The following is a 26,468-nucleotide window of genomic DNA, read 5'->3' as shown; positions in this document are numbered from 1 at the left end:
TGCCGAAGGGCGGCACCCCACGGGGTGCCGCCCTCGGGCGTTTCCGGGTCCGGTAGGGCCCGGGGCGCGTTACTTGCGCATCACCTCGGGCTCGTGGCGGCGCAGCATCCGCGAGACCGCGAAGAACAGCACGGCGCTCATCACGAGCATCACCGTGATGTTGATCCCCCACTGCCCGGCCGAGTGCTCCCAGAGCGGATCCAGGTCGGTCGGGTTCTCCGGATCCCACGGCGGCATGAGGTGGGCGAGGTCCAGCGTGGTGCCGGCCGCGGCCACCGCCCAGCGCGACGGCATCAGCCAGGCGAACTGCTCCAGGCCCGGGGATCCGTAGACCTGGAAGAGCACGCCCGTGAAGACGACCTGGACGATGGCGAACATGACGAGCAGCGGCATGGTCTTCTCGGCGGTCTTCACCAGCGCGGAGATCAGCAGGCCGACCATCATCGAGGTGAAGCCGAGCACGGTGATCGACAGGCACATCTCCACCGCGGGGGGCATCAACAGGCCCTCCTCCGGCAGCCGGCGGGTGGAGAAGCCGATCCCGCAGAGGATCACGCCCTGGAAGGCCGTGATCACACCGAGGACGATCACCTTGGAGAGCAGGTAGGCCGAACGGGAGAGACCGGTGGCCCGTTCCCGCTCGTAGATCACCCGCTCCTTGATCAGTTCTCGTACCGAGTTCGCCGCGGCGGCGAAGCACATGCCGACCGCGAGGATCAGCATGATGGTCCCGGCCTTGGCGTTGAACTGCTTGTTGGGCACGTCGGGCTCTGCCAGGCCGAACTCCGCGGGAATGACCACGCTGACGATGCCGAGCACCGCCGGAAGGATCACCATGAGAGCGAGGAAGCCCTTGTCGGACACGATCACCGAGACGTAGCGGCGCATCAGCGTCCACAGCTGGGCCGCCCAGCCCGAGGGCTTCGGGGGGCGGATCTGCTGCGGCGGGTGCATGTGCACGGGCTGCGCGGCGACGGCGTCGATGTCCGCCGCGTACATCTGGTAGTGCTGCGAGCCGCGCCAGCGTCCCGCCCAGTCGTAGTCGCGGTAGTTCTCGAACGCGGAGAAGACGTCGGCCCAGCTGGTGTAGCCGAAGAAGTTCAGCGCCTCCTCGGGAGGCCCGAAGTAGGCGACGGAGCCGCCGGGCGCCATCACCAGGAGCTTGTCGCAGATGGCCAGCTCGGCCACGGAGTGCGTGACCACGAGGACCGTACGGCCGTCGTCGGCGAGGCCGCGCAGCAGCTGCATGACATCGCGGTCCATGCCCGGGTCGAGGCCGGAGGTCGGCTCGTCCAGGAAGATCAGCGACGGCTTGGTCAGCAGCTCCAGGGCGACCGACACGCGCTTGCGCTGGCCGCCGGAGAGCGAGGTGATCCTCTTGTCCTTGTGGATGTCGAGTTTCAGCTCGGCGAGGACCTCGTGGATCCGGGCGGTGCGCTCGGCCTCGGTGGTGTCCGCGGGGAAGCGGAGCTTGGCCGCGTACCGCAGGGCCCTGGTGACCGTGAGTTCCTTGTGCAGGATGTCGTCCTGCGGGACCAGGCCGATGCGCTGCCGGAGCTCGGCGAACTGCTTGTACAGGTTCCGGTTGTCGTAGAGGACGTCACCCTGGTTGGCGGGCCGGTAGCCGGTGAGCGCCTTGAGCAGGGTGGACTTTCCGGAGCCCGACGGGCCGATGACGGCGATCAGGGACTTCTCCGGGACGCCGAACGAGACGTCCTTGAGGATGTCCTTGCCCCCGTCGACCGTCACCGTGAGGTGGCGGGCGGAGAAGGAGACCTCACCCGTGTCGACGAACTCCTCGAGCCGGTCCCCGACCAGGCGGAAGGCCGAGTGACCGACACCGACGATGTCGTTCGGGCCGATGAGCGCGGAGCCGGACTTGTTGAGCGGCTGGCCGTTGACGTACGTGCCGTTGTGGGATCCGAGGTCGCGGATCTCGAAGCGGCCGTCCGGCGTCGCCCGGAATTCGGCGTGCAGCCGGGAGACCTGCAGGTCGGAGACGACCAGCTCGTTCTCCAGCGCACGGCCGATGCGCATGACCCGGCCGAGGTCGAGCTGGTGGAAGGTGGTCGGACTCCGGTCCCCGTAGACCGGCGGCGCCCCCGCGGCACCGCCCGCTCCCGGCACCCGGCCCGGGCCCTGCTGGTGCGGGACCGGGGCCTGCTGCTGCGGGGCCGGGCCCTGCTGGTGCGGGGCCGGGGCCTGCTGCTGCGGGGCCGGGCCCTGCTGGTGCGGGGCCGGGGCCTGCTGCTGCCAGGCATGCTGCTGTCGCTGTGCCGGATCGGGCCGGCCAGCGGCACCCGGTGCGGGCTGCTGCGGCTGTACGGGCGCCTGCTGCTGCGCCGCCACCGCCTGCCCGCCGGGCATGGCGGCGCCGGTGAGGCTCAGCCTCGGTCCGTCGGTGGCGTTGCCCAGGTTCAGGGCCGCACCGGGACCGATCTCCATCTGCTGGATCCGTCGGCCCTGCGCATAGGTCCCGTTGGTGCTGCCGTGGTCCTCTATGAACCAACTGCGGCCGTTCCAGCTGATCGTGGCATGCCGCCACGACACCCTGGCGTCGTCGATCATCAGGTCACCCTGCGGATCACGCCCGAGGGTGTACGACCTGGACGGATCGAGCGTCCAGGTCCTTCCATTCAATTCCAGTACGAGTTCCGGCACTCCGCGCCCCACTAGTCGTCCCCCGAGTTACCCCCGTTGCGGGGAGTCCAGGGATGCTGAACATCGTGGGGAACTATTCCAGGAGCAGTCCCGTAACGGAAAGCCGGGCGCGTGAAGACGCTGGGGAGGCCTGCGCGGCCCTCCTGCGGGGCCGGGGAGTAACCGGCCCGGACCGCGGCATCCGGGGCGACCGTCCCGTGGCGCGCCGTCCGCCCGCCGCCCTGGCCACGGGCTGTCCGCTACTCGGGACGGGCTGGGGGGCCGCGCGCGGGACCTATACGGTGGGAGCACCATGAGCGCACCTCAGCCCCCCCGGTCCCCTGAGCCCCCTGAGCCCTCTCAGGTCGCGGACGAACCCACCCTTCTCGTCAAGATCTTCGGGAAGGACCGCCCTGGTATCACCGCAGGCCTCTTCGACACCCTGGCCGCCTACTCCGTCGACGTCGTGGACATCGAGCAGGTCGTGACCCGCGGCCGCATAGTCCTCTGCGCCCTGGTGACCTCCCCGGCATCGGACGGTACGACCGAGGGCGACCTCCGGGCCACCGTGCACAGCTGGGCGGAGTCGCTGAAGCTGCAGGCCGAGATCATCTCCGGCACGGGTGACAACCGGCCCCGCGGCGTCGGCCGTTCCCATGTGACCGTGCTGGGGCACCCGCTGACCGCGGAGTCCACGGCGGCCATAGCGGCCAGGATCACCTCCACCGGCGGCAACATCGACCGGATCTTCCGGCTGGCGAAGTACCCCGTCACCGCGGTCGAGTTCGCGGTGTCCGGCACCCGGACCGAGGAGCTTCGGACCGCGCTGGCGACGGAGGCCGCCGGGATCGGTGTCGACATCGCCGTCGTCTCGGCCGGTCTGAGCCGGCGGGCGCAGCGGCTGGTCGTGATGGACGTGGACTCCACGCTCATCCAGGACGAGGTCATCGAGCTCTTCGCCGCGCACGCCGGCTGTGAGGACAAGGTCGCCGAGGTGACCGAGCAGGCGATGCGCGGAGAGCTCGACTTCGAGCAGTCGCTGCACGCCCGGGTGGCGCTGCTGGCGGGACTCGACGTGTCGGTCGTGGAGAAGGTGCGGGCCGAGGTCAGGCTGACCCCCGGTGCCCGCACGCTGATCCGCACCCTGAAGCGGCTCGGTTACCAGGTGGGCGTGGTCTCGGGCGGCTTCACCCAGGTCACGGACGACCTCAAGGAGCGTCTCGGGCTCGACTTCGCCTCCGCCAACACGCTGGAGGTCGTCGACGGCAAGCTCACCGGCCGGGTCGTCGGTGACATCGTGGACCGGGCGGGCAAGGCCCGGCTGCTGCGCAGCTTCGCCGCGCAGGCTGGGGTCCCGCTGGCGCAGACGGTGGCCATCGGGGACGGTGCGAACGATCTGGACATGCTGAACACGGCCGGTCTGGGCGTCGCCTTCAATGCCAAGCCCGTGGTCCGCGAGGCCGCCCACACGGCGGTTAACGTCCCGTTCCTGGACACCGTGCTGTATCTGCTCGGGATCACGCGCGAGGAGGTCGAGGCCGCCGACGGCCTCGTCGACTGACCGCTCCGGGCGGCGGACGTACGTACGAAGGGCCCCCAGGCGCAGCTGCCGCGCAGGGGGCCCTTCGTACGTCCCGCTCAGTCGTTGGGCGTCCAGTACTCGACGAGCTTGCCCGCCCCGTGCTCCAGGCCCTTCCAGGAGCCGGAGAACTCGACGACGGCGTAGGCGGCGGTCGGGAAGCCGTCCCTGGTCATCCGGGCGAGCGCCTGCCCCTCGGCCTGGCCGGAAAGGGCGTCGGCGGCGGCGTGCATGCCCGGGTTGTGGCCGATGACCAGCAGGTTGCGTACGTCGTCGGGGGTCTCGTTGAACAGCGCGATCAGTTCGCCGAGGGAGGCCTCGTACAGCCGCTCCTCGTAGACGGTCTTGGGGCGCTGGGGGAATTCGTGGACCGCGAGCTTCCAGGTCTCGCGGGTCCTGGTGGCGGTCGAGCACAGAGCCAGATCGAATTCGGTACCCGAATCGGCGAGCCTGCGGCCGGCGACGGGGGCGTCCTTCCTGCCCCGTTCGGCCAGGGGCCGCTCATGGTCGGACTGCTGCGACCATTCCGCCTTTGCGTGCCTGAGAAGGGCGATCCTGCGAGGTGTATCGGCGCTCATACACCTCAGCTTCGCACGAATTGCGCGTCCGGGCGCAGGGTGTTGACGTGCTCCCCCGCTGAGGGTGAACGGCGCCCGGCGGCCCGCACGCACCCTGTCCGGGGCATGTCAGGGGGTGAGCAGCTCCAGTATCAGCCCGAGCAGTCGGCCGAGTGCCGGGTCGCCGGTCGCGGCCTGTGCCTGGCCGGGGCCCGCGATCAGCAGGAGGAGCGCGGCGAAGGCGAGGGCGGGCAGTGCCACCGCCCACCAGGGCAGCCGGACCTCGACGGTCTCCGGGGCAGGGCGGTGGGTCCGGGTGTGTGTACGGGCCGACATGTCCGCCTCCGTGGGTCCTCGGCTCTGGTACCCAGAACCTACGGGCCGGCGGGCGGCGGTCCCATCCGGTGGCCCACCCACTCGACCCTGAACCTGGCCCCCTAGGGGATGGTGGGGCTGGCCCTACCATCCCCGCGCGGGAGGGCGGTCACGGAGCGGCGGTGCCTCTGTCAGGGCGAGGCGATCGTGGCGATGACACTGATGACGGCACCGATGAGCAGCATCGCCCCGAAGACGAGGAGGAGCTTCTTCTGGCCGTTCGGAGGATTCGGATCGAGTACGGGCATGGGCCCAGTCTCGCATCTCAGCATTCGTCCTCGATCGTCCGGTCCCGTCCGGCGAGTACGCCCGCGATCATCTGCGGCACCATGAGGCCCGCCATGAGGGCGAGCGGCAGACCCCAGCCGCCGCTGTGCTGGTAGAGCACCCCGACGAGCAGCGGGCCGGGGATCGAGAGCAGGTAGCCGGTGGACTGCGCGAAGGCGGAGAGCCTGACGACTCCGGCGCCGGTGCGGGACCGCATGCCGATCATGGTGAGGGCGAGCGGGAAGGCGCAGTTGGCGACGCCCAGCAGCAGGGCCCAGAGCCAGGCGCCGCCCGCGGGGGCGAGGTAGAGGCCCGTGTAGCCGAGGAGGCCGCAGCCGCCGAGGACCAGGACGATCGGTCCCTGGTTCCGCAGCCGGGCGGCGGCGCGGGGGATGACGAAGGCGAGGGGTACCCCCATGGCCATGGTCACGGCGAGCAGCACACCGGCGGTGCCCGCGGAGATCCCCGCGTCGCGGAAGATCTGCGGCATCCAGCCCATGGTGATGTACGCGGCCGTGGCCTGGAGGCCGAAGAAGCAGGCGAGCGCCCAGGACGTCCGGCTGCGGGTGATCCGGAGGGCGGGGGCCTGCTGCCGACGGCCCGCACCCTGCCCCTGGGCGCCGCCGCGGTCCCGTACGAGCGGGACCCACGGCACGATCGCGACGGCGGCGAGCGCGGCCCAGACGGCGAGCCCGGTCTGCCAACTGCCACCGAGGAGGTCGGTCATGGGCACGGTGACGGCCGCCGCCAGGGCGGTGCCCAGGGCGAGGGCCATCGAGTAGAGGCCGGTCACGCTGCCCACGCGGTCCGGGAACCAGCGCTTCACGATGACGGGCATCAGGACGTTGCTGACGGCGATGCCCATCAGGGCGAGTGCGCTGGCGGCGACGAAGCCTGCGGTGCTGCCCGCGAAGGGGCGGATCAGCAGCCCGGCCGTGATGGCGACCATGCCCGCGCAGACGACGGCGCCCGGTCCGAAGCGGCGGGCCAGTCGCGGTGCCATGAACCCGAAGAGGGCGAAGCACAGCGGGGGTACGGAGGTGAGGACACCCGCGACGCTGCCGCTCATGTGCAGCCCGTCCCGCACCTCTTCGAGGAGGGGGCCCAGGCTCGTGATGGCGGGCCGCAGGTTGAGCGCGGCGAGGACGAGACCGATGGTGACCAGGCGCAGCAGCCAGGGGGCGGGGCCGGGGGCGGGTGCCGTCCGGGGCCCGGGGGCGCCCGGGGAGGCGTGCAGGGGGGCGGCGGCGGCGCTCAGGGTCCTGGTCTCGTCATCGGGCATGAGACCCATCATAGAATCATGGGATGATTGGTTGTCCACTCCTGGTCTCCCGCCCCTGAGAGAATCCGGAGCACCCGTACACACCCCGCTTCTCCGACCGCCCCCTCCCGGACCACGAGCAAGGAGCACCATGGCGCTGACGTCTCCGCGGCGTTCGGCTCTCGCCGACCAGGTGATTGCCCAGCTGAGGAACCAGATCACTTCGGGCGAGTGGCCCGTGGGTGCGCGGATTCCCACCGAACCCGAGCTGGTCGAGCAGCTGGGGGTCGCCCGCAACACCGTGCGCGAGGCCGTGCGGGCGCTCGCGCACAACGGGCTGCTGGACATCCGGCAGGGTTCCGGTACGTATGTCGTCGCCACGAGCGAGCTGGCCGGCGTGATGCAGCGGCGTTTCGCGGACGCCGACCCCCGGCACGTCGCGGAGCTGCGTTCCACGCTGGAGTCCTCGGCGGCCAGGCTCGCCGCCCTCCGCCGCACGGACCGGGATCTGCGGCAGCTGGACACACTGATGGCGCGGCGCGAGGAGACCTGGGCCGCGGGGGACGCGGAGGCGTTCGTCGCGGCCGACGCGACGCTGCACCTCGCGGTGGTCGCCGCCTCGCACAACGACGTACTCACCGAGCTGTACGCCGACCTGAACGATCTGCTGCGGGACTATCTGCGCGACGACGTGGGTTCCGAGCTGCGTCCCGAGGAGCACATGGACCACGCGCGGCTGGTCGAGGCGATCCGGGCGGGCGACGCCGAGACCGCCGCGGCGGAGGCCGCGAGCCATGCCCTGAACTGCCTGCGGGAGCGGGTCTGAGCCCGGCGGATCCCGAGGACCCCCGGCGGAAGGACCCTAGACGGAGTGGTGGCTGACCCAGGCCGAGCCGACCTCTTTCCAGCACCGGTCCTCGAGCCGTACGGTCCGGCCCGGCTGTACGGCGACCGCCTCGCCGTCCGCGTCGACGTCCCACCAGCGGCTGCACTCGGTGTGGAGCCGGACGAGGTCGGTGGTGGAGTGCGGGTTGTGGCAGTGGGCGACGACCCGGGAGCCCTCGACCGAGGTCCGGCACTCGGCGCCCGAAGGCTGCGGGACCGGTGCGAGGGGGGCGGCCGCCCCGTTCCCCGCCCGGTTCGCCGCGTTCACGGCGACCGGGGCGAGGAGACCGGCGACGACCGCCGCCGCGGCCATGAAGGCCCAGGTTCGGCGACGTGTGGAGCGCAGCACGGCGATCTCCTCCCCACAGCCTGACCAAAGTCCGCTTCCTCCACATTCTGCGGTGCAACGACCATCTTTTCGAGTCGAGACGCGCGACGGCCGCGCACCGCCTCCCTCGCGGGAGGGGCGGTACGCGGCCGTGGAGGGGTCTCCGGGGTTCAGGCGCCCATCATGTGCACGCCACCGTCGACGTGGATGATCTCGCCCGTGGTCTTCGGGAAGAAGTCCGAGAGGAGCGCGACGACACCGCGGCCGGCCGGCTCGGGGTCACCCATGTTCCACTCCAGCGGGGAGCGGTGGTTCCAGACGTCCGCGAGCTCGGTGAAGCCCGGGATGGACTTGGCGGCCATGGACGCGAGCGGCCCGGCCGAGATCAGGTTGCAGCGGATGCTGTCCTTGCCCAGGTCACGGGCGAGGTAGCGGGAGGTGGCCTCCAGCGCGGCCTTGGCCGGGCCCATCCAGTCGTACTGGGGCCAGGCGAACTGCGCGTCGAAGGTGAGGCCGACGATCGAGCCGCCGTCGTTCATCAGCGGCTTGCAGGCCATGGCGAGCGACTTCAGTGAGAAGGCCGAGACGTGCATGGCCGTGGCGACCGATTCGAACGGCGTGTTCAGGAAGTTGCCGCCGAGCGCGTCCTGCGGGGCGAAGCCGATCGAGTGCACGACGCCGTCCAGCGAGCCGAGCTCGTCCTTGACCAGGCCCGCGAGCCGGTCGAGGTGCTCGACGTTGGTCACGTCGAGCTCGATGACCTTGGCCGGCTTGGGCAGCTTCCGGGCGATGCGCTCGGTCAGGGTCGGCCGGGGAAAGGCCGTCAGGATGACCTCGGCGCCCTGCTCCTGGGCCACCTTCGCGGTGTGGAACGCGATGGACGACTCCATCAGCACCCCTGTGACGAGGATGCGCTTGCCGTCGAGAATTCCGCTCATGGTGATCAGTGACCCATGCCCAATCCGCCGTCAACGGGGATGACGGCTCCAGTGATGTACGACGCGTCGTCGGACGCGAGGAAGCGCACCGCGGCGGCGATCTCAGCGGGCTGCGCGTAGCGGCCGAGCGGCACCTGGGCCACGATGCCCTTGCGCTGCTCGTCGGTGAGTGCCTGGGTCATGTCGGTGTCGACGAACCCGGGTGCGACGACGTTGAACGTGATGTTCCGCGAGCCGAGCTCACGGGCCAGCGACCGGGCGAAGCCGACGAGGCCCGCCTTGGACGCCGCGTAGTTGGCCTGTCCGGCCGAGCCGAGGAGGCCGACGACCGAGGAGATCAGGACGACGCGGCCCTTCTTGGCGCGCAGCATCGCACGGTTGGCGCGCTTGACGACGCGGAAGGTGCCGGTGAGGTTGGTGTCGAGCACGGAGGTGAAGTCGTCCTCCGACATCCGCATCAGCAACTGGTCCTTGGTGATACCGGCGTTGGCGACCAGTACCTCGACGGGACCGTGCTTCTCCTCGATCTCCTTGTAGGCCTGCTCCACCTGCTCGGTGTCGGTGATGTCGCATCTGACCGCCAGGCAGCCCGCGTCGACGAGGGCCTGGGGCGGCTCGCCGGAGCGGTATGTGATCGCGACCTTGTCGCCGTTGTCGGCGAAGGCGCGGGCGATGGCGAGGCCGATGCCCCGGTTTCCTCCGGTGACGAGAACCGAGCGGCTCAACGGATCACCCTTTCCTTGGCGGTCTGGTACATCGAAAACCTATCGGTACCGCACCGCCTACGGAGAATCGTCCTTTGACAGCGCCGCCGGGCCACGACTGTCGGATCCCTACAGAACGGACCGGTCCGGGCCCGTACCACGTAAAACGAGCGCACCGGAGGGCCCCGACCCCTCATGATTCACTGCGGAGACAGTTCCAGAGGTGGAGAAGGGGAGGCCCTCGTGGCCCACGAGGTAGATGAGTCGTTCCTGGCCCTGCCGCTGCGTGCCCTCGCCGACGCGGCGCTCGCACGCGCGCGTGCGCTCGGCGCGGCGCACGCGGACTTCCGGCTCGAGCGGGTGCGCGGCGCCTCCTGGCGGCTGCGGGACGCCCGGCCGTCCGGGACCTCCGACACCACCGACCTCGGGTACGCGGTCCGGGTGGTGCACGGCGGGGCCTGGGGGTTCGCCTCCGGGGTGGACCTGACGATGGACGCGGCGGCGAAGGTGGCCTCGCAGGCCGTCGCCATGGCCAAGCTGTCCGCGAAGGTGATCGCCGCGGCCGGGTCGGACGAGAGGGTCGAGCTGGCGGACGAGCCGGTGCACGGCGAGCGGACCTGGGTCTCCTCGTACAAGACCGACCCGTTCTCCGTACCGGACGAGGAGAAGGCCGGGCTGCTCGCCGAGTGGAGCGCGCGGCTGCTGGCGGCCGACGGCGTCGCGCACGTGGACGCCTCCCTGATGACCGTCCACGAGAACAAGTTCTACGCGGACACGGCCGGTACCGTCACCACGCAGCAGCGGGTGCGGGTGCATCCGCAGTTCACCGCGGTGGCCGTGGACGGCACCACCGGGGAGTTCGACTCCATGCGGACCGTCGCGCCGCCGGTGGGCCGGGGCTGGGAGTACCTGACCGGGACCGGCTGGGACTGGGCCGCGGAGCTGGAGCGGATCCCCGGTCTGCTCGCCGAGAAGATGCGGGCCCCGAGCGTCGAGGCGGGGACGTACGACCTGGTCGTCGACCCGTCCAACCTGTGGCTGACCATCCACGAGTCGATCGGCCACGCGACCGAGCTGGACCGGGCGCTGGGTTACGAGGCGGCGTACGCCGGGACCTCGTTCGCCACGTTCGACCAGTTGGGCAGGCTCGCGTACGGCTCCCCCGCGATGCACGTGACGGGCGACCGCACCGCCGAGCACGGGCTCGCGACGATCGGGTACGACGACGAGGGCGTCGAGGCGCAGTCCTGGGACCTGGTCAAGGACGGGACGCTGGTGGGCTACCAGACGGACCGGCGGATCGCGAAGCTGACGGGCCTGGGCCGGTCCAACGGGTGCGCGTACGCGGACTCGCCGGGCCATGTCCCCGTCCAGCGCATGGCGAACGTGTCGCTGAAGCCGGATCCGGGCGGGCTGTCCACGGAGGACCTGATCGGCGGGGTGGAGCGCGGGATCTACGTGGTCGGCGACCGGTCCTGGTCGATCGACATGCAGCGCTACAACTTCCAGTTCACCGGCCAGCGGTTCTTCCGGATCGAGAACGGCAGGCTCGCGGGCCAGCTGCGGGACGTGGCGTACCAGGCGACCACCACGGACTTCTGGGGCTCGATGGAGAAGGTCGGCGGCCCCCAGACCTACGTCCTGGGCGGCGCGTTCAACTGCGGCAAGGCCCAGCCGAGCCAGGTCGCAGCCGTCTCGCACGGCTGCCCCTCCGCCCTCTTCCGAGGCGTGAACATCCTCAACACGACGCAGGAGGCCGGACGATGAGCCGCGTCAGCAAGCCCTACGAGATCGTCGAGCGGGCGCTCGAACTGTCCACCACGGACGGCTGTGTCGTCATCGCGGACGAGGACTCGTCCGCGAACCTGCGCTGGGCCGGCAACGCGCTCACCACGAACGGGGTCACGCGGGGCCGCACCCTGACCGTGATCGCCACCGTGGACGGCGCGCAGGGGACGGCGTCCGGTGTGGTCTCGCGTTCGGCCGTCACCACCGACGACCTGGAACCGCTCGTGCGGGCCGCCGAGGCCGCCGCGCGCGGAGCCGGTCCCGCCGAGGACGCGCAGCCGCTGGTGTCCGGGGTGCCGGTCTCCGCCGCCTTCACGGACGCACCGGCCGAGACGGGCTCCGACGTCTTCGCCGATTTCGCCCCGGCGCTCGGCGACGCCTTCGCCCGCGCCCGTTCCGGCGGCCGTGAGCTGTACGGCTTCGCCCACCACGAGATGACCTCGACCTACCTGGGTACGTCGACGGGGCTGCGGCTGCGCCACGACCAGCCGAACGGGACGCTGGAGCTGAACGCCAAGTCCCCCGACCGGACCCGGTCCGCCTGGGCCGGCCGGTCCACCCGTGACTTCAGGGACGTCGACCCGGGGGCCATGGACGCGGAGCTCGCGCAGCGGCTCGGCTGGGCGGAGCGCCGGATCGAGCTGCCGGCCGGACGGTACGAGACGCTGCTCCCGCCGACCGCGGTGGCCGACCTGCTGATCTACCAGTACTGGTCGGCCGGGGCCCGGGACGCCGCGGAGGGCCGGACGGTCTTCTCCCGGCCGGGCGGCGGTACACGGCTCGGCGAGTCGCTCTCCGCACTGCCGCTGACCCTGCGCAGCGACCCGTACACGCCGGGGCTGGAGGCCGCGCCGTTCGTGATCGCCCACGCGTCCGGCGACGGCGGCTCCGTCTTCGACAACGGGCTGCCGCTCGCGCCGACGACCTGGATCGGGAACGGCAAGCTGGAGCGGCTGACGACGACGCGGCACTCCGCCGGGCTGACGGGCCTGCCGGTCGCCCCGTCCATGGACAACCTCGTGCTGGACGGCGGCGGTGAGCGGTCGCTGGAGGAGATGGTGGCGGCGACGACCGGCCGGGCCCTGCTGCTGACCTGCCTCTGGTACATCAGGGAGGTCGATCCCGCGACGCTCCTGCTGACCGGGCTGACCCGGGACGGCGTCTATCTGGTGGAGGACGGCGAGGTCCTCGGCGAGGTGAACAACTTCCGGTTCAACGAGTCGCCGGTGGGGCTCCTGTCCCGGGCCTCGGAGGCGGGCCGCACGGAGAAGACGCTGCCGCGTGAGTGGGGCGACTACTTCACCCGTGCCGCGATGCCTCCGCTGCGGATCCCGGACTTCCACATGAGCTCGGTCAGCCGGGGTGTATGACCGCCATAGACTGACCGGACGACCGATCGAACCCTTCCAAGGAGAGAAAAGACCGTGACGGACATCGTCGACGAGCTGAAGTGGCGCGGGCTGTTCGCCCAGTCCACTGACGAGGACGCACTGCGCAAGGCTCTCGCGGACGGCCCGGTCACGTTCTATTGCGGGTTCGACCCGACCGCGGCGAGTCTGCACGTCGGTCACCTGGTGCAGGTGCTCACCATGCGCCGGCTCCAGCTCGCCGGACTGCGTCCGCTCGCCCTGGTCGGCGGGGCCACCGGTCAGATCGGTGACCCCCGGCCGACCGCGGAGCGCACGCTGAACGACCCGGAGACCATCGCCGCGTGGGTGGGGCGGCTGCGCGGTCAGATCGAGCCCTTCCTCACCTTCGAGGGCCCGAACGCCGCGACGATGGTGAACAACCTGGACTGGACCGCGGGCCTGTCCGCGATCGAGTTCCTGCGGGACATCGGCAAGCACTTCCGGGTCAACAAGATGCTCACCAAGGACTCGGTCGCCCGCCGGCTGGAGTCCCAGGAGGGCATCAGCTACACGGAGTTCAGCTACCAGCTGCTGCAGGGCATGGACTTCCTGGAGCTGTACCGGCGCCACGGCTGCACCCTCCAGCAGGGCGGCAGCGACCAGTGGGGCAACCTCACGGCGGGGATCGACCTGATCCACCGCGTGGAGCCGGATGCCGTGGTGCACGCCCTGGCGACACCGCTGATGGTCAAGGCCGACGGCACCAAGTTCGGGAAGTCCGAGAGCGGCGCGGTCTGGCTCGACCCGGAGATGACGACGCCGTACGCGTTCTACCAGTTCTGGCTGAACGTCGACGACCGGGACATCTCGACGTACATGCGCATCCTCAGCTTCAGGAGCCGCGAGGAGCTCGAGGAGCTGGAGCAGCTCACCGCGGAGCGCCCGCAGGCCCGCTCGGCGCAGCGCGCGCTGGCCGAGGAGCTGACGACGCTGGTGCACGGCGGCGCCCAGTGCGCGGCGGTCATCGCGGCGTCGAAGGCGCTGTTCGGCCAGGGTGATCTCGGCGAGCTGGACAGGGCGACGCTCGGCGCCGCCCTGTCCGAGGTGCCGCACGCCCGGGTCACCGAGCTGGGCCCGCTGGTGGACCTCCTGGTCGAGGTCGGCCTGGCCGCCAGCAAGTCGGCCGCCCGCCGCACGGTCAAAGAGGGCGGGGCGTACGTGAACAACACGAAGGTCGTGGACGGCGAGGCCGCCCCGGCCCGCGAGGAGCTGCTGCACGGGCGCTGGCTGGTGCTGCGCCGGGGTAAGAAGAACCTCGCCGCCGTCGAGGTCACGGCCGGCTGACTTCCGGTACGCCCACCGCACGGCACCGCGGCCGGTCGCGCGCACGACGCGTGACCGGCCGCGGTGCTGTGCGGTACGGGTCAGGTTCTCCGGCCGCTGTTCCGGTTGCCCCTGATCGACTGCCAGACCATGTCGCCGACTCCGACGACGGCCACGGCGCCGATCAGCTGCAGGAGGTGGCGGATCCAGTCGATGCCCTTGGTGTCCTCGACGCCGATCCAGGACGCGACGGCGTTGCCCAGGATGCTGCCGAGGATGCCGAACACCGCCGTCAGCCAGAGGGGGATGTTCTGCTTGCCCGGCAGGATGGCCCGGGCGAGCAGGCCCAGGATCAGCCCCACGATGATGGCCCACAACCAACTCATAACGCCTCCTTGCGCGGCGCGATGTGCGCACGTTCGCCCAGTCTCGGCCCGCCCGGCGTACGGCGCATGCCGGACAGGGCCGTACGTGCCACGGCGGTGCTGGCCCGGTCGGACCGGGACACGCCCCGGTCTCGAACCCGGCGCATGCCGGGCGTACCGTAGGAGCGGCCCGGTCCGCGGCGGTCCGGCACGGCGATCCGGTGGTGGAACATGGTGCGGAAGCGGAACGGCGCGGAGGTCTTCCGGATCACCGGCGCCCGGCAGGGGCTTGCCGACGACGTGCGCGGCAGGCAGCGGCGCTACATCATCTCGATGTCCGTACGGACCGTCTCCGTGGTGCTGGCCGCGACCTTGTGGAACGTGGAGCGGCATGTGGCCGTGGTGGCGCTCGCGCTGGGCGTCCTGCTCCCTTATGTCGCGGTGGTCATCGCCAACGCGGGACGGGAGAGCGTCCCTTCGCTCCCTTCGACCTTTGTATCCGCGCCGATGCGGCCCGCTCTCGGCACGGCTTCCGCGACCGGTCGGGCGGAGCCTGCCGAGGAGGCCGGAGCGCCGGCCGGCGACACGGATCCGCGGGGGAACGACGACGCCGGGACGGGCCGCGAAGCCCGATAGGGGCCGGGGTCAATCACGAAGTTCCCGTGCGCCGCACCCCGGTCCCCGTGACATACTTCGTACGCGCTCCGCATCCCCCGTCGGAGCGACGGACCGACGCCGGGCAGCTCCCCCCGTGGCTGCTCGGCGTCGCCCTTTCTCCGGCGGGGATGCCGTCAGCAGGCCGGACGAGAGGCCCTAGGGTTGAGGTCGTGAACCTCCCCGAGACTTCCGCCGAGAGCGCCACCGGTGCACCGGTCTGTTCCGCCAAGGGCTGCCGCGCCGATGCCGTATGGGTGCTCGCCTGGAACAACCCGAAGCTGCACACCCCGGAGCGCCGCAAGACCTGGCTGGCCTGTGACGAGCACCGGGAGCACCTCTCCTCTTTCCTCGGGGTGCGCGGGTTCCTGAAGGATGTCGTGCCGCTCGCGGAGTGGGAGTCCTCAGCCGCCGATCGCTGACATGGGGCGGTCCGGCTGCAGGAAGGACGGGTCGTCGAGTCCGGAGCCGGCCTTCTTGCCCCACATCGCGAGCCGCCAGATCCCGGCGATCTCCTCGTCCGGCACGCCGGAGCGCAGGGCGGCACGCAGGTCGGTCTCCTCGCGCGCGAAGAGGCAGGTGCGGACCTGGCCGTCGGCGGTCAGCCGGGTGCGGTCGCAGGCCCGGCAGAAGGGCCTGGTCACGGAGGCGATGACGCCGACGCGGTGCGGCCCGCCGTCCACGGTCCACCGCTCGGCGGGGGCCGACCCGCGGGTCTCCTCGTCCTCCGCGGTGAGGGTGAAGCGGGTGCGCAGCGAGGCGAGGATGTCACCTGCTGTGATCATCCCGTCGCGCTTCCAGCCGTGCTGGGCGTCGAGGGGCATCTGCTCGATGAAGCGCAGCTCGTAGGCGTTGTCCACGGCCCAGGCGAGCAGCTCGGGGGCCTCGTCGGCGTTGAGTCCCGGCATGAGGACGGAGTTGACCTTGACCGGGGTGAGTCCGGCGTCACCGGCGGCCCGGAGTCCGTCGAGCACGTCCTGGTGGCGGTCGCGGCGGGTGAGCGTCTTGAAGACGTCGGGCCGCAGGGTGTCCAGGGAGACGTTGACCCGGTCCAGTCCCGCCGACTTCAGGGCCGCGGCGGTGCGCTTGAGTCCGATGCCGTTGGTGGTGAGGGACATCCGGGGGCGGGGCTCCAGAGCGGCGCACCGCTCGACGATGGAGACCAGGCCGGGACGCAGCAGCGGCTCGCCGCCGGTGAAGCGGACTTCGGTGACGCCGAGATCGGTGACGGCGATCCGGACGAGCCTGACGATCTCGTCGTCGGTGAGCAGGTCGGGCTTGGAGAGCCACTGCAGGCCCTCTTCGGGCATGCAGTAGGTGCAGCGCAGATTGCACTTGTCGGTCAGTGAAACACGCAGGTCGGTGGCGACCCGGCCGTAGGTGTCGATGAGCACTGTGGGCCCCCTCCCCCGGTGGTGTACGCGGTTGCGGTCTGACGTCTACGAGACTACGCGAGAGCGGTGACATCGAGGGAAGCCCGTTTGGCACGAGGTGCGCCGGGGCCCCGTCGTAGATCTCTACGACGGGGCCCGTGAGCGGTACCGCGCGTGTGACGACGGGCTCCGGCGTCAGTGGGCTCCGGTGCCGGTGAGGGACTTGACCTCCAGCTCGGCGTACTTCGCGGCGTCGGGCTCCTCCTTGGAGACGACCGAGCCGATCCAGCCGAGCAGGAAGCCCAGCGGGATGGAGATGAGGCCCGGGTTCTCCAGCGGGAACCAGGCGAAGTCGACGCCCGGGAACATCGAGCTGGCCTTGCCGGAGACGACCGGGGAGAACAGCACCAGGAAGACGGACGAGAAGAGTCCGCCGTAGATCGACCACAGGGCGCCCTGGGTGGTGAACTTCTTCCAGAAGAGGCTGTAGAGGATGGTCGGCAGGTTGGCGGACGCGGCGACGGCGAAGGCCAGGGCGACGAGTCCCGCCACGTTGAGGTCGCGGGCCATCGCGCCGAGTGCGATGGAGACGACACCGATGGCGACGGTGGCCCACTTCGCGGCCCGCATCTCCTCCCTCTCGGTGGCCTTCCCCTTGCGGATGACGTTGGCGTAGATGTCGTGGGCGAAGGAGGACGAGGAGGCGAGGGTGAGGCCCGCGACGACGGCGAGGATGGTGGCGAAGGCGACGGCCGAGATGACGGCGAGCATGATGGCGCCGCCCGTGGTGCCCACACCGCCGAGGTATTCGGCGAGCTGAGGTGCCGCCGCGTTGCCCGCCGGGTTCTTCGCCTTGATCTCCTCGGGTCCGATCAGGGCCGCGGCGCCGAAGCCGAGGGCGATCGTCATCAGGTAGAAGGCCCCGATGATGCCGATGGCCCAGTTGACGGACTTACGGGCGGCCTTGGAGGTCGGCACGGTGTAGAAGCGGATCAGGATGTGCGGCAGGCCGGCGGTGCCCAGGACGAGCGCGATGCCGAGGGAGATGAAGTCCAGCTTCGAGATGTCCGTGGCGCCGTACTTGAGGCCCGGCTCCAGGAACGCGGCGCCGTGGCCGCTCTTCTCGGCCGCGGTGCCCAGCAGGTCGGAGACGTTGAAGTTGAACTTCCACAGGACCATGAACGTCATCAGCAGTGCGCCCGCGATGAGCAGCACGGCCTTGACCATCTGCACCCAGGTGGTGCCCTTCATCCCGCCGATGGTGACGTAGACGATCATCAGGACGCCGACCAGCGCCACGATAAGGATCTTGCCCGCGTCGCTGGTGATGCCGAGGAGCAGCGAGACGAGGACGCCCGCGCCCGCCATCTGGGCCAGCAGGTAGAAGATCGACACGACGATGGTGGAGACACCCGCGGCGGTACGGACGGGGCGCTGCCGCATCCGGTACGCGAGGACGTCGCCCATGGTGTAGCGGCCGGAGTTGCGGAGCGGTTCCGCGACGAGCAGCAGCGCCACGAGCCAGGCGACGAGGAAGCCGATGGAGTAGAGGAAGCCGTCGTAGCCGAAGAGCGCGATGGCGCCGGCGATGCCGAGGAAGGACGCGGCGGACATGTAGTCGCCGGAGACGGCGAGGCCGTTCTGGAAGGCGGTGAACTGGCGCCCGCCCGCGTAGAAGTCGGAGGCGCTCTTGGTCTGCCGGCCCGCCCAGACGGTGATGGCGAGGGTCGCGGCGACGAAGACCGCGAAGAGGCTGATGATCAGCGGCCGGTGTTCCGAGGTGGACGACGCGGCGAGCTGGATCACGGAGTGCGAGTGGTACACGGCGCTCATACGTCGGCCTCCATACGGGACTTGATGGCCTCCGCCTTGGGGTCGAGCTTCGTCGAGGCGTGGCGCGAGTACAGCCAGGCGATGAGGAACGTGGTGGCGAACTGGGCGAGGCCGAACACGAACGCCACGTTGAAGTTGGCGACCACGACGGTGCCCATGAAGTCGCCGGCGTAGCTCGACAGCAGCACGTACAGCAGGTACCAGGTGATGAAGCCGACGGTCAGCGGGAAGGCGAAGGAGCGGTGGGAGCGGCGCAGTTCGGCGAATTCCGCACTGTTCTGCGTCTCGAGGAATGCCTCGGTCGTGGGCTGGACGGGACTGTCGTCCTCAGGGCCCGGGGGCGGCGGTGCATCGGTAGCCACGGATTCTCCTCGCGACGCGGGTGCGGTGGTCGGGACGGTGGTCTTCACGGGGAGTCCTCTGCTCGTGGTGGCCGGCGTGCGACTCCCTGACAACGGCACGGAGGGCACGGTGAAGCGGTTCACCGCAGATTCGCCGTTCTCGGAAGGACGTCCGCGGATGCGCCTCCTGGAGGTCACACCTCGAACTCACTTGCCCGTATTTGTTGATACACCGGGATGATCAGCGATAGCTTCACTCGTCATGTACCCGACCGGACACGCCGTGTGTCCGGTCGACAGGCACGGATGATGTGGAGAACCCATGGCTCATCTGGCATCCGGACGGACACGCGCACTCACGCTGCCCGTCGGACTGGCGCTCACGGCGTCGCTCGGTTTCCTTCCGGGGACCGCGACGGCCGCTCCGGCGGACGAGCCGACCGCGGCGGTGTCGACCGACGGCCCGAAGCTGTCGTACGTCGTGAACACGCGGGCCGGTCACGGCACCGTCAAGCAGGTGAAGAAGGCGATAGCCGAGGCCGGCGGCACCGTCGTGACGTCGTACGACAAGATCGGCGTCATCGTCGTCCACTCGCAGAACCCGGACTTCGGCCCGGTGATCCGCAAGGCCAAGGGTGTCCAGTCGGCGGGGTCCACGCGGACCAGCCCGATCCTCCCGCAGGCCACGAAGGACATCGGGGTCGAGCAGCCCCTCACCGCCGAGCAGGCGCGGTCCGCCGCGGCGGACGCGGCTGCGGACCAGGACCCGCTGGAGCCCCTGCAGTGGGACCTGCCGGCCATCAAGGCGGACAAGGCCCATCAGAAGTCGCTGGGCAGCAGCAAGGTCACCGTCGCCGTCATCGACACCGGTGTCGACGACACGCACCCGGACCTGGCGCCGAACTTCGATCGTGCGGCGTCGGTGAACTGTGTGTCCGGCGCGCCGGACACGACGGACGGCGCCTGGCGGCCGGCCGCCGGTGAGAGCGACCACGGCACGCACGTCGCGGGCACCATAGCCGCGGCGAAGAACGGCGCGGGAGTCACCGGTGTCGCGCCGGGCGTGAAGGTCTCCGGCATCAAGGTGTCCACGCCGGGCGGCTGGTTCTACACGGAGGCCGTCGTCTGCGGCTTCATGTGGGCCGCCGACCACGGTGTCGACGTGACGAACAACAGCTATTACACCGACCCGTGGATGTTCAACTGCAAGAACGATCCCGACCAGGGTGCCCTGGTCGACGCGATCACCCGCGCGACCCGTTACGCGGAGAGCAAGGGCACCGTCAACGTGGCGGCTGCCGGTAACTCCCGGTTCGACCTGGCGTCCGACGCGATCGTGGACGCGAGCAGCCCGAACGACACGGACCCGGTCACCCGGACCGTCGACCCGAGTCTCTGCCCCGACATCCCGACGCAGCTCCCGGGCGTCGTGACGGTCTCCGCGACCGGTGCGAAGGGCCTGAAGTCCTCGTACTCCAACTACGGCCTGGGTGTCATCGACGTGGCGGCCCCGGGCGGCGACTCGACGATCTACCAGACGCCCGACGCCCCGGCCACCAGCGGACTGATCCTGTCCACGCTGCCGGGCGGCGGATTCGGCTACAAGGCCGGTACCTCGATGGCTTCCCCGCACGTCGCGGGTGTCGCGGCCCTGATCAAGTCGACCCACCCGCACGCCTCGGCGCGCACGGTGAAGGCCCTGCTGACGCACCAGGCCGACGCCACCGCGTGCGGAGCGCCGTACGACATCAACGGTGACGGCACCGTCGACGCGGTCTGCGAAGGCGGCACGCAGTACAACGGCTTCTACGGAGCCGGTGTCGTGGACGCGCTGGACGCGGTCCGCAGGTAACACCCGCACCACCGGGTGAGCAGGGGCCGGGGAGACTGACTCCCCGGCCCCTGCTCACGTTCCTACGACTGTGGTTCCACGGCCCTACGGCCGTGGTTTCCCGGCCCTACGGCTTGATGAGGACCTTCAGCGCCGTACGCTCGTCCATCGCTTTGTAACCGCCGGGCACCTCGTCCAGGCCGACCGTGAGGTCGAAGACGGGCGACGGGTCGAGGGTGCCGTCCAGCACGTCGGGGAGCAGCTCCGGGATGTACGCGCGGACGGGGGCGACGCCGCCGCGCAGCGTGATGTTCCGGTCGAACATGACGCCGAGGTCGAGCCCGGTGCCACTGCCGTGCGGGACGCCGACGTATCCGATGGAGCCGCCGTCGCGGACGATGTCGATGGCCGTGCGCATGGACTGCTCGGTGCCGACGGCCTCGATCACCCCGTGGGCGCCTTCGCCCCGGGTGAGTTCCCGTACGGCGGCGAGGGCGGCCTCGCCGCGTTCGGCGACGACGTCGGTGGCGCCGAAGGCGCGGGCGATGTCGGTACGGACCTGGTGGCGGCCCAGTGCGATGATCCGCTCGGCACCGAGCCGCTTGGCGGCCATGACACCGCACAGGCCGACCGCGCCGTCACCGACGACCGCGACGGTGCCGCCGCGCCGCACACCCGCGCCGACCGCGGCGTGGTGTCCGGTTCCCAGGACGTCGGAGAGTGCCAGGAGCGCGGTGAGCAGCCGGTCGTCGGACGCGGCGGCCGGCGGGAGCTTGACGAGGGTTCCGTCGGCGAACGGGACCCGGACGGCCTCGCCCTGGCCGCCGTCGGATCCGACGGAGCCCCAGAATCCGCCCTGCGGGCAGGAGGTGGTGAGGCCCTCGGCGCAATAGGCGCAGGTGCCGTCGGACCAGACGAACGGGGCGACGACGAGGTCGCCGACGGCGAAGCCGTTGACCCCGGGGCCCGCCTCCTCGACGACGCCGAGGATTCGTGGCCGATGCGCTGGCCCGGCTTCCGGGCCGACTCGCCTCGGTAGGCCCACAGGTCGCTGCCGCAGACGCAGGCCCGCAGGACCCTCAGCACCACGTCGGTGGGCTGCTGGATCGCCGCGTCGGGCACCTCTTCCACACGTATGTCGTGGGGGGCATGGATCACGGTGGCGCGCATGCGTGGGGGTCCTCGCTCGTCTCAGATGCTGATACCCGTCTCACGGTACGCCCCAGGGACGGCGCCGGTGGAATTCCCGTGACGCCGGAGCGCCCCCAGGGTGAGCAGGTACTGCGCGCCCAGGTAGGTCAGCATGATCCAGAAGTCGTGCGCGGGCAGCTGGGGCCAGTCGGCGATCCCCGTCGCGATGAGCGCGTCGGAGAGCAGGAAGAGCGCGCCGCCGAGTGCCGCGTACCGGCCGAGGGCACCGGCCCGCCAGGCCATCGCGGTGAGGAGCAGGCTGTAGCCGGTCAGCGGGATGCGCAGTTCGCCCGGCAGGCCGGGCCACAGGAGCGCGACGAAGGTGACCAGCAGGGCGGCGTACGCGAGTCCGGCCGGCAGCGAGGCGCGGGCACGGCCGAAGAGCCGCAGGTAGCAGACGTGGCCGACGGCGAAGGAGCCCATCCCGGCGAGGAAGGCCGCGTCCGCGCCGGGCATCAGCAGCACGTCCCCGCCCCAGCCGAACAGCAGCGCGGCGATGAGCAGCCGGGGGCCGCCCCGGGCCGCGGCGTAGGCGGCGAGCAGCGGCATCAGCAGCGGCTTGGTGACCAGGTGGGCGGCGTCGACGCCGGCCGCCAGCCCGGCCAGGTGGACGGCGGAGACGGTGAGGAAGGCGACGAGGAGCGGACGGACGAGTCCGGCGCGGGGGCTCATCCGGCGTGCTCGGCGGTCGCGCGCGGCCGTACGGCCACGGCTGCGCCGGCCCGGCCGGCGGGCTGCCAGCCCGGACCGCGGAAGATCCGGCCCGCCCGCTCGCTCCAGGTGGTCGCCGCCCTCACGTCCCGTGCGATGGCGGCGTACTCGTGGGTCGCGACGCGGAGCGGGTTGTGGGTGGCGATGTTCTTGGTGAGGCCGAAGACGGGCCGCTCGGTCTCGGCGGTGAAGGATCCGAAGAGCCGGTCCCAGACGATCAGGATGCCGCCGAAGTTACGGTCGAGGTAGCCGCCCTGGGAGGCGTGGTGCACCCGGTGGTGCGAGGGGGTGTTGAGCACGTACTCGAAGGGCCGGGGCAGCTTGTCGATCCGCTCGGTGTGCACCCAGAACTGGTAGACGAGGTTCACCGAGGAGCAGAAGGCGAGCGCGGCCGGGTGGACGCCGCAGGCGATGAGCGGGACGTAGAACGGCCAGACGGTCAGCGAGGTCCAGGGCTGGCGCAGCGCGGTGGTGAGGTTGAACTTCCGGCTGGAGTGGTGGACCACGTGGCAGGCCCAGAGGATCCGGACGACGTGGTGGCCGCGGTGGGACCAGTAGTAGAAGAAGTCCTGGGCGAGCAACATCAGCAGGACCGTCCACCAAAGGACGGGTACGCGCAGCGGGGTCAGCTCGTGGACGGCCGCGTAGATCGCGACGACGGGTATCTTCCACAGCAGGTCGAAGGCCAGGCTGCCGAGGCCCATGGTGACGCTGGTGGTGGCGTCCTTGGCGTCGTACCCGGCGGCGTCGTCGTCCGGGTGAAGCCGGTGGACCACCATTTCGAGGACGGTGAGCAGGACGAAGGCCGGGATCGACCACAGCACGACATCGGGCAGGTTCGGCTCCATGCGAGCACCGTAGGGCCGCGGACGGGCCGGGGCTAGATGTTGTTACCGACAAGTATGCGAGACGCGTTGTCAGCAGCCTTTGGCACCTTCCGCCAACGAGCGCCGTCGCGGGATCTCGGCACGCCAACCCCTGTGGTGACGAACGCACGTACGCGGTAAGGAAGTTGGTCTCCCACACCTGGCCGGTCACCGCACCCGGGCCGAGCGCGGCCCCCGGGAGGCCGTACCCGAGCCGGGCATGCCCCCCCAGGTGCCCGTCCTCACACCCCCGCCGCACCCAGCAGCGCCCCCGCCCCGTACGTCACCGCCATGGCCAACGCTCCCCCGCCCATGTTCCGCAGCACCGCACGCCCCACCGCCGCCTCGCCCAGTCTCGCGCTCCACCAGCCGGTGAACGCGAGGGCCGCGAGCACCGCCACCACCGTGACGGGCAGCCGCAGCGGGACCGGCGGCAGCACGATGGCCAGCAGCGGCAGCAGCGCGCCCACCGTGAACGCCAGGAAGCTCGCCCCCGCCGCGCGCCACGGGTTCGTCAGCTCGTCGGGGTCGATACCCAGTTCGACCTCGGCGTGGGCGCGCAGCGCGTCGCGCTCGGTGAGCTGGACCGCGGCCTCACGGGCGACCTCGCCGCTGAGCCCCTTCGCCTCCAGCAGTCCCGTGAGTTCGGCGAGTTCGGCCTCCGGGGTCTCCTCCAGCTCGCGCTTCTCCGTCGCCAGCGCGGCCTGCTCCGAGTCGCGCTGGGTGGACACCGAGACGTACTCACCGGCCGCCATCGACATGGACCCCGCGAGCAGCCCGGCCAGGCCCGCCGTGAGCAGGGTGCCGCGGTCACCGGTGGCCCCGGCGACGCCGACGACGAGGCCCGCGGTGGAGACGACGCCGTCGTTGGCGCCGAGGACCGCGGCCCGCAGCCAGTTGAGCCGGGTGCCGAGACCGCCCTCGTGGGGTTCCTCGTGGGTCTGCGCCTGTGTCTCCGTCACCCCGCGAGCGTCTCACCGCGACCGCTTCCGGCGCGCCCCGACCCGCCCTCCCGACACCTTCGGCCAACTGCGCGGAGACCTCGGCCGGTTCGCCGTCGCGAACCGCCCGAATAGGGAGCTGTCAGTCGCGGCCCGTATTCTCTGTGACCATGCTCGACGACCGTCAGACCGCAACGCCGTGGCCGGCCGCCTACCCCAAGGGGTACGCGGTCGTCGACGTGGAGACCACCGGACTCGCCCGCGACGACCGGATAGTGTCCGCTGCCGTCTACCGCCTGGACGCGCGGGGTGACGTCGAGGACCACTGGTACACGCTGGTCAATCCCGAGCGGGATCCCGGACCGGTCTGGATCCATGGGCTGACCAGCGACGTCCTGGAGGGTGCGCCGCTCTTCCCGGAGGTCGCCGCGCAGCTGTCCGAGCGGCTCGCCGGGCGGGTGCTCGTCGCGCACAACGCCGCGTTCGACTGGTCGATGCTCGCCCGGGAGTACGCGCGGGCGGCGGTCACCGCCCCCGTCGAGCAGCGGCTGTGCACCATCGCGCTCTCCAAGGAGCTCCGGCTCCCGCTGCCCAACCACAAGCTGGCGTCGCTGGCCGCGCACTTCGGCGTGGTGCAGCAGCACGCGCACCACGCGCTGGACGACGCCCGGGTGCTGGCCGAGGCGTTCCGGCCGAGCCTGCACGCGGCGGCCCGGGACGAGCTGCGGCTGCCGCTGCTGGAGTGCCGTCCGCTGACCGAGTGGTACGACTCGCCGGTCACCCCGCGCACCGGCCATCAGCCCTCGCACAACCAGAACGGCTGGCGCCCCTCGCGCAAGCGCCCCGCCTGCCCGTATCCGAACCCGGGACGGTACGAGTCGAACAAACCCCTCATGCAGGGCATGCGGGTGGCGTTCTCCGGGGACACCTCGATCGACCGCGAGCTTCTGGAGGACCGCGCGGTGGAGGCGGGTCTGCACGTGGCGACCGGTGTCTCCCGGCTGACGAGCCTGCTCGTCACCAACGACCCGGACGCGGACACCTCGAAGACGGTGAAGGCGAAGTCGTTCGGCACGCCGATCCTGGAGGAGAGCGCCTTCACCCACCTGCTGAGGGACGTGGCTCCGGCCCGGACGGTCTCCGTGCCGAAGCCCTCACCGTCATCGGAGTGAACCGGACGCGACTCGCCCGGCATCCGCTCGCCCGGCGCCGCCTCGCGTCCCACCCTGTGGCGCATGGCACGTTGTGAGGTTTGCGGAAACGACTACGGGATGTCCTTCGAGGTGCACGCGCAGGGCGCGGTGCACGTCTTCGACTGCTTCTCCTGCGCCATCCACCGCATGGCACCCATCTGTGAGCACTGCCGGGTCCAGGTCATCGGCCAGGGCGTCGAGGCCGACGGCCACTGGTACTGCGGCGGCCACTGCGCCCGCGCCGAGGGAAGGGCGGGCATCGTGGACAAAGTGTGACGGGCCGGGCCCGACCGCACGGGGACCCCTCCGTGCCGCACCCCATGACCCCGGTTGTACGGTCATGGGGTGTACCGCTTCCTGTTGACCCGGCAGTGGGTGATCCTCACCCTCCTCGTCCTCGCCCTGATCCCCACGATGGTCGAGCTCGGCTTCTGGCAGCTGCACCGGCATGAACACCGGGTCGAGCAGAACGCGCTGATCACGAAGAACCTGGACGCCGATCCGGTCCCGGTGACCCGTCTCACCTCGCCGGGCCACACGGTTCCCCGCTCCGACTACTGGCGGGCGGTGACGGCCACCGGCACGTTCGACACCGAGCACGAGGTGGTCGTACGGCGCCGTACCTCGCGGGACGAGAGCATCGGCGTGCTCGTCCTGACCCCGCTGAACCTCAAGGGCGGCGGCACGGTCCTGGTCAACCGCGGCTGGATCCCGGCCGCCGCCGACCAGATGGCCTACCCCGACGTCCCGGCCCCGCCGAAGGGCGAGATGACCGTCACCGGCCGGCTCAAGGCCGACGAGACGACGGGCGCCAGTGGCATCAAGGACCTGGAGGGCCTGCCGGACCGCCAGGTCATGCTCATCAACAGCTCCCAGCAGTCGCAGCTGCTCGGCCGGCCGGTGCTGGGCGGCTATCTCGAACTGACCGGGCCGGAGCCGGCCGACGGCAGCCCCGAGACGATCGCGGCTCCCGACGACAGCTCCATCGGCTCCCACATGGCGTACGCCGTGCAGTGGTGGCTGTTCGCCGCAGCGGTCCCGGTCGGCTGGGTCATCCTCGCCCGCCGCGACAAGCGCGACCTCGAACAGGCCGCGAAGGACGCCGAGAGGGCCGGACAGCCGGAGCACGCGGCCGCCTGACGCGTCACACCGGCGTGTTGTACCGGTTCTCGCTG

Annotated in this window: 26 protein-coding genes and 1 pseudogene; 11 read left to right on the top strand and 16 right to left on the bottom strand. The window is 70.9% G+C overall.

Annotated features, from left to right (window positions below):
- Window positions 1-69: 69 nt before the first annotated feature.
- Window positions 70-2,673 (bottom strand): FHA domain-containing protein, encoded by a 2,604-nt coding sequence (locus tag ACFWVP_RS31095; RefSeq protein WP_384501313.1) that lies wholly within the window; start codon window positions 2,671-2,673, stop codon window positions 70-72.
- A gap of 280 nt (window positions 2,674-2,953) precedes the next feature.
- Between ACFWVP_RS31095 and serB the strand changes: the two genes are divergently transcribed.
- Window positions 2,954-4,201 (top strand): phosphoserine phosphatase SerB, encoded by a 1,248-nt coding sequence (gene serB, locus ACFWVP_RS31090; RefSeq protein ID WP_384501312.1) that lies wholly within the window; start codon window positions 2,954-2,956, stop codon window positions 4,199-4,201.
- Between the two features lie 77 nt (window positions 4,202-4,278).
- On the opposite strand, the gene ACFWVP_RS31085 is transcribed toward serB, so the two are convergent.
- The 4 genes from ACFWVP_RS31085 to ACFWVP_RS31070 all read right to left on the bottom strand — a co-directional run bounded on the left by ACFWVP_RS31085 (window position 4,279) and on the right by ACFWVP_RS31070 (window position 6,700).
- On the bottom strand, window positions 4,279-4,797 hold the full coding sequence (locus ACFWVP_RS31085; protein ID WP_384501311.1) for a SixA phosphatase family protein: 519 nt from the start codon (window positions 4,795-4,797) through the stop codon (window positions 4,279-4,281).
- Window positions 4,798-4,905: 108 nt separating this feature from the next.
- A complete protein-coding gene (locus tag ACFWVP_RS31080; protein ID WP_384501310.1) occupies window positions 4,906-5,112 on the bottom strand; it encodes a hypothetical protein in 207 nt (68 codons plus the stop codon).
- A gap of 170 nt (window positions 5,113-5,282) precedes the next feature.
- A complete protein-coding gene (locus ACFWVP_RS31075) occupies window positions 5,283-5,399 on the bottom strand; it encodes an SGM_5486 family transporter-associated protein (protein ID WP_384501309.1) in 117 nt (38 codons plus the stop codon).
- Between the two features lie 17 nt (window positions 5,400-5,416).
- Entirely contained in the window at window positions 5,417-6,700 is a 1,284-nt protein-coding gene (locus tag ACFWVP_RS31070; protein WP_384501308.1) for a CynX/NimT family MFS transporter, read from the bottom strand.
- A 130-nt stretch (window positions 6,701-6,830) separates the two neighbouring features.
- Here ACFWVP_RS31070 and ACFWVP_RS31065 point away from each other — a divergent pair, with 130 nt between their 5' ends.
- A complete protein-coding gene (locus ACFWVP_RS31065; protein ID WP_384501307.1) occupies window positions 6,831-7,505 on the top strand; it encodes a FadR/GntR family transcriptional regulator in 675 nt (224 codons plus the stop codon).
- A 36-nt stretch (window positions 7,506-7,541) separates the two neighbouring features.
- Here ACFWVP_RS31065 and ACFWVP_RS31060 read toward each other — a convergent pair whose 3' ends face one another.
- The 3 genes from ACFWVP_RS31060 to fabG all read right to left on the bottom strand — a co-directional run bounded on the left by ACFWVP_RS31060 (window position 7,542) and on the right by fabG (window position 9,555).
- Window positions 7,542-7,910 carry a hypothetical protein gene (locus tag ACFWVP_RS31060; RefSeq protein ID WP_384501326.1) on the bottom strand — a complete coding sequence of 123 codons (369 nt, stop codon included), beginning with the start codon at window positions 7,908-7,910 and terminating at the stop codon, window positions 7,542-7,544.
- A gap of 152 nt (window positions 7,911-8,062) precedes the next feature.
- A complete protein-coding gene (fabI, locus tag ACFWVP_RS31055) occupies window positions 8,063-8,830 on the bottom strand; it encodes an enoyl-ACP reductase FabI (RefSeq protein ID WP_384501306.1) in 768 nt (255 codons plus the stop codon).
- A 5-nt stretch (window positions 8,831-8,835) separates the two neighbouring features.
- On the bottom strand, window positions 8,836-9,555 hold the full coding sequence (gene fabG, locus ACFWVP_RS31050; RefSeq protein WP_384501305.1) for a 3-oxoacyl-[acyl-carrier-protein] reductase: 720 nt from the start codon (window positions 9,553-9,555) through the stop codon (window positions 8,836-8,838).
- Between the two features lie 222 nt (window positions 9,556-9,777).
- On the opposite strand from fabG, the gene ACFWVP_RS31045 reads away from it, so the two are divergent.
- Genes ACFWVP_RS31045 through tyrS form a run of 3 tightly spaced genes read left to right on the top strand, consistent with a single transcriptional unit; the run spans window position 9,778 to window position 14,015 of the window.
- The gene (locus tag ACFWVP_RS31045) at window positions 9,778-11,301 is read left to right on the top strand and encodes a TldD/PmbA family protein (RefSeq protein ID WP_384501304.1); all 1,524 of its coding nucleotides are present in this window, start codon (window positions 9,778-9,780) and stop codon (window positions 11,299-11,301) included.
- Window positions 11,298-12,692 carry a metallopeptidase TldD-related protein gene (locus ACFWVP_RS31040; RefSeq protein WP_384501303.1) on the top strand — a complete coding sequence of 465 codons (1,395 nt, stop codon included), beginning with the start codon at window positions 11,298-11,300 and terminating at the stop codon, window positions 12,690-12,692. The genes ACFWVP_RS31045 and ACFWVP_RS31040 overlap by 4 nt, the downstream gene beginning before the upstream one ends.
- Window positions 12,693-12,746: 54 nt before the next feature.
- Window positions 12,747-14,015, top strand: coding sequence for a tyrosine--tRNA ligase (gene tyrS, locus ACFWVP_RS31035; protein ID WP_384501302.1), 1,269 nt, complete (start codon window positions 12,747-12,749; stop codon window positions 14,013-14,015).
- A gap of 80 nt (window positions 14,016-14,095) precedes the next feature.
- On the opposite strand, the gene ACFWVP_RS31030 is transcribed toward tyrS, so the two are convergent.
- Window positions 14,096-14,380, bottom strand: coding sequence for a GlsB/YeaQ/YmgE family stress response membrane protein (locus ACFWVP_RS31030; protein ID WP_384501301.1), 285 nt, complete (start codon window positions 14,378-14,380; stop codon window positions 14,096-14,098).
- A 210-nt stretch (window positions 14,381-14,590) separates the two neighbouring features.
- Between ACFWVP_RS31030 and ACFWVP_RS31025 the strand changes: the two genes are divergently transcribed.
- A complete protein-coding gene (locus ACFWVP_RS31025; protein ID WP_384501300.1) occupies window positions 14,591-14,995 on the top strand; it encodes a DUF3099 domain-containing protein in 405 nt (134 codons plus the stop codon).
- A gap of 191 nt (window positions 14,996-15,186) precedes the next feature.
- Window positions 15,187-15,435, top strand: coding sequence for a hypothetical protein (locus ACFWVP_RS31020; protein WP_351181222.1), 249 nt, complete (start codon window positions 15,187-15,189; stop codon window positions 15,433-15,435).
- Here ACFWVP_RS31020 and moaA read toward each other — a convergent pair.
- From moaA to ACFWVP_RS31005, 3 genes are all read right to left on the bottom strand, one after another.
- A complete protein-coding gene (gene moaA, locus ACFWVP_RS31015) occupies window positions 15,418-16,407 on the bottom strand; it encodes a GTP 3',8-cyclase MoaA (RefSeq protein WP_384501299.1) in 990 nt (329 codons plus the stop codon). The two genes, ACFWVP_RS31020 and moaA, sit on opposite strands and share 18 nt — an antisense overlap.
- A gap of 174 nt (window positions 16,408-16,581) precedes the next feature.
- Window positions 16,582-18,219, bottom strand: a complete 1,638-nt coding sequence (locus ACFWVP_RS31010) for a cation acetate symporter (RefSeq protein ID WP_384501298.1) — start codon at window positions 18,217-18,219, stop codon at window positions 16,582-16,584.
- Window positions 18,216-18,581, bottom strand: coding sequence for a DUF485 domain-containing protein (locus ACFWVP_RS31005; protein WP_384501297.1), 366 nt, complete (start codon window positions 18,579-18,581; stop codon window positions 18,216-18,218). Before ACFWVP_RS31005 ends, ACFWVP_RS31010 begins: the two co-directional genes overlap by 4 nt.
- Window positions 18,582-18,882: 301 nt before the next feature.
- Between ACFWVP_RS31005 and ACFWVP_RS31000 the strand changes: the two genes are divergently transcribed.
- The gene (locus tag ACFWVP_RS31000; protein ID WP_384501296.1) at window positions 18,883-20,412 is read left to right on the top strand and encodes a S8 family serine peptidase; all 1,530 of its coding nucleotides are present in this window, start codon (window positions 18,883-18,885) and stop codon (window positions 20,410-20,412) included.
- Window positions 20,413-20,518: 106 nt separating this feature from the next.
- Here ACFWVP_RS31000 and ACFWVP_RS30995 read toward each other — a convergent pair.
- The 4 genes and pseudogenes from ACFWVP_RS30995 to ACFWVP_RS30980 form a co-directional block, all read right to left on the bottom strand.
- Window positions 20,519-21,561 (bottom strand): annotated as a pseudogene (locus tag ACFWVP_RS30995) (zinc-dependent alcohol dehydrogenase family protein).
- A gap of 21 nt (window positions 21,562-21,582) precedes the next feature.
- Window positions 21,583-22,254 carry a lysoplasmalogenase gene (locus ACFWVP_RS30990; protein WP_384501295.1) on the bottom strand — a complete coding sequence of 224 codons (672 nt, stop codon included), beginning with the start codon at window positions 22,252-22,254 and terminating at the stop codon, window positions 21,583-21,585.
- Window positions 22,251-23,141 carry a sterol desaturase family protein gene (locus ACFWVP_RS30985; protein WP_384501294.1) on the bottom strand — a complete coding sequence of 297 codons (891 nt, stop codon included), beginning with the start codon at window positions 23,139-23,141 and terminating at the stop codon, window positions 22,251-22,253. The genes ACFWVP_RS30990 and ACFWVP_RS30985 overlap by 4 nt, the downstream gene beginning before the upstream one ends.
- Window positions 23,142-23,401: 260 nt before the next feature.
- Window positions 23,402-24,121 (bottom strand): VIT family protein, encoded by a 720-nt coding sequence (locus tag ACFWVP_RS30980; protein WP_384501293.1) that lies wholly within the window; start codon window positions 24,119-24,121, stop codon window positions 23,402-23,404.
- Between the two features lie 143 nt (window positions 24,122-24,264).
- Here ACFWVP_RS30980 and ACFWVP_RS30975 point away from each other — a divergent pair, with 143 nt between their 5' ends.
- The 3 genes from ACFWVP_RS30975 to ACFWVP_RS30965 all read left to right on the top strand — a co-directional run bounded on the left by ACFWVP_RS30975 (window position 24,265) and on the right by ACFWVP_RS30965 (window position 26,433).
- Window positions 24,265-25,272, top strand: a complete 1,008-nt coding sequence (locus ACFWVP_RS30975; RefSeq protein WP_384501292.1) for a DEDDh family exonuclease — start codon at window positions 24,265-24,267, stop codon at window positions 25,270-25,272.
- A gap of 63 nt (window positions 25,273-25,335) precedes the next feature.
- A complete protein-coding gene (locus ACFWVP_RS30970) occupies window positions 25,336-25,569 on the top strand; it encodes a hypothetical protein (RefSeq protein WP_078850781.1) in 234 nt (77 codons plus the stop codon).
- 69 nt (window positions 25,570-25,638) lie between these two features.
- Window positions 25,639-26,433, top strand: coding sequence for an SURF1 family protein (locus ACFWVP_RS30965; RefSeq protein ID WP_384501291.1), 795 nt, complete (start codon window positions 25,639-25,641; stop codon window positions 26,431-26,433).
- The last annotated feature ends 35 nt before the right edge of the window (window positions 26,434-26,468 follow it).

This window comes from Streptomyces sp. NPDC058637, from assembly GCF_042717325.1.
Classification (GTDB): domain Bacteria; phylum Actinomycetota; class Actinomycetes; order Streptomycetales; family Streptomycetaceae; genus Streptomyces.
Note: the sequence above shows the minus strand (reverse complement) of the source record. Positions and strands in the feature narration are given on the sequence as shown.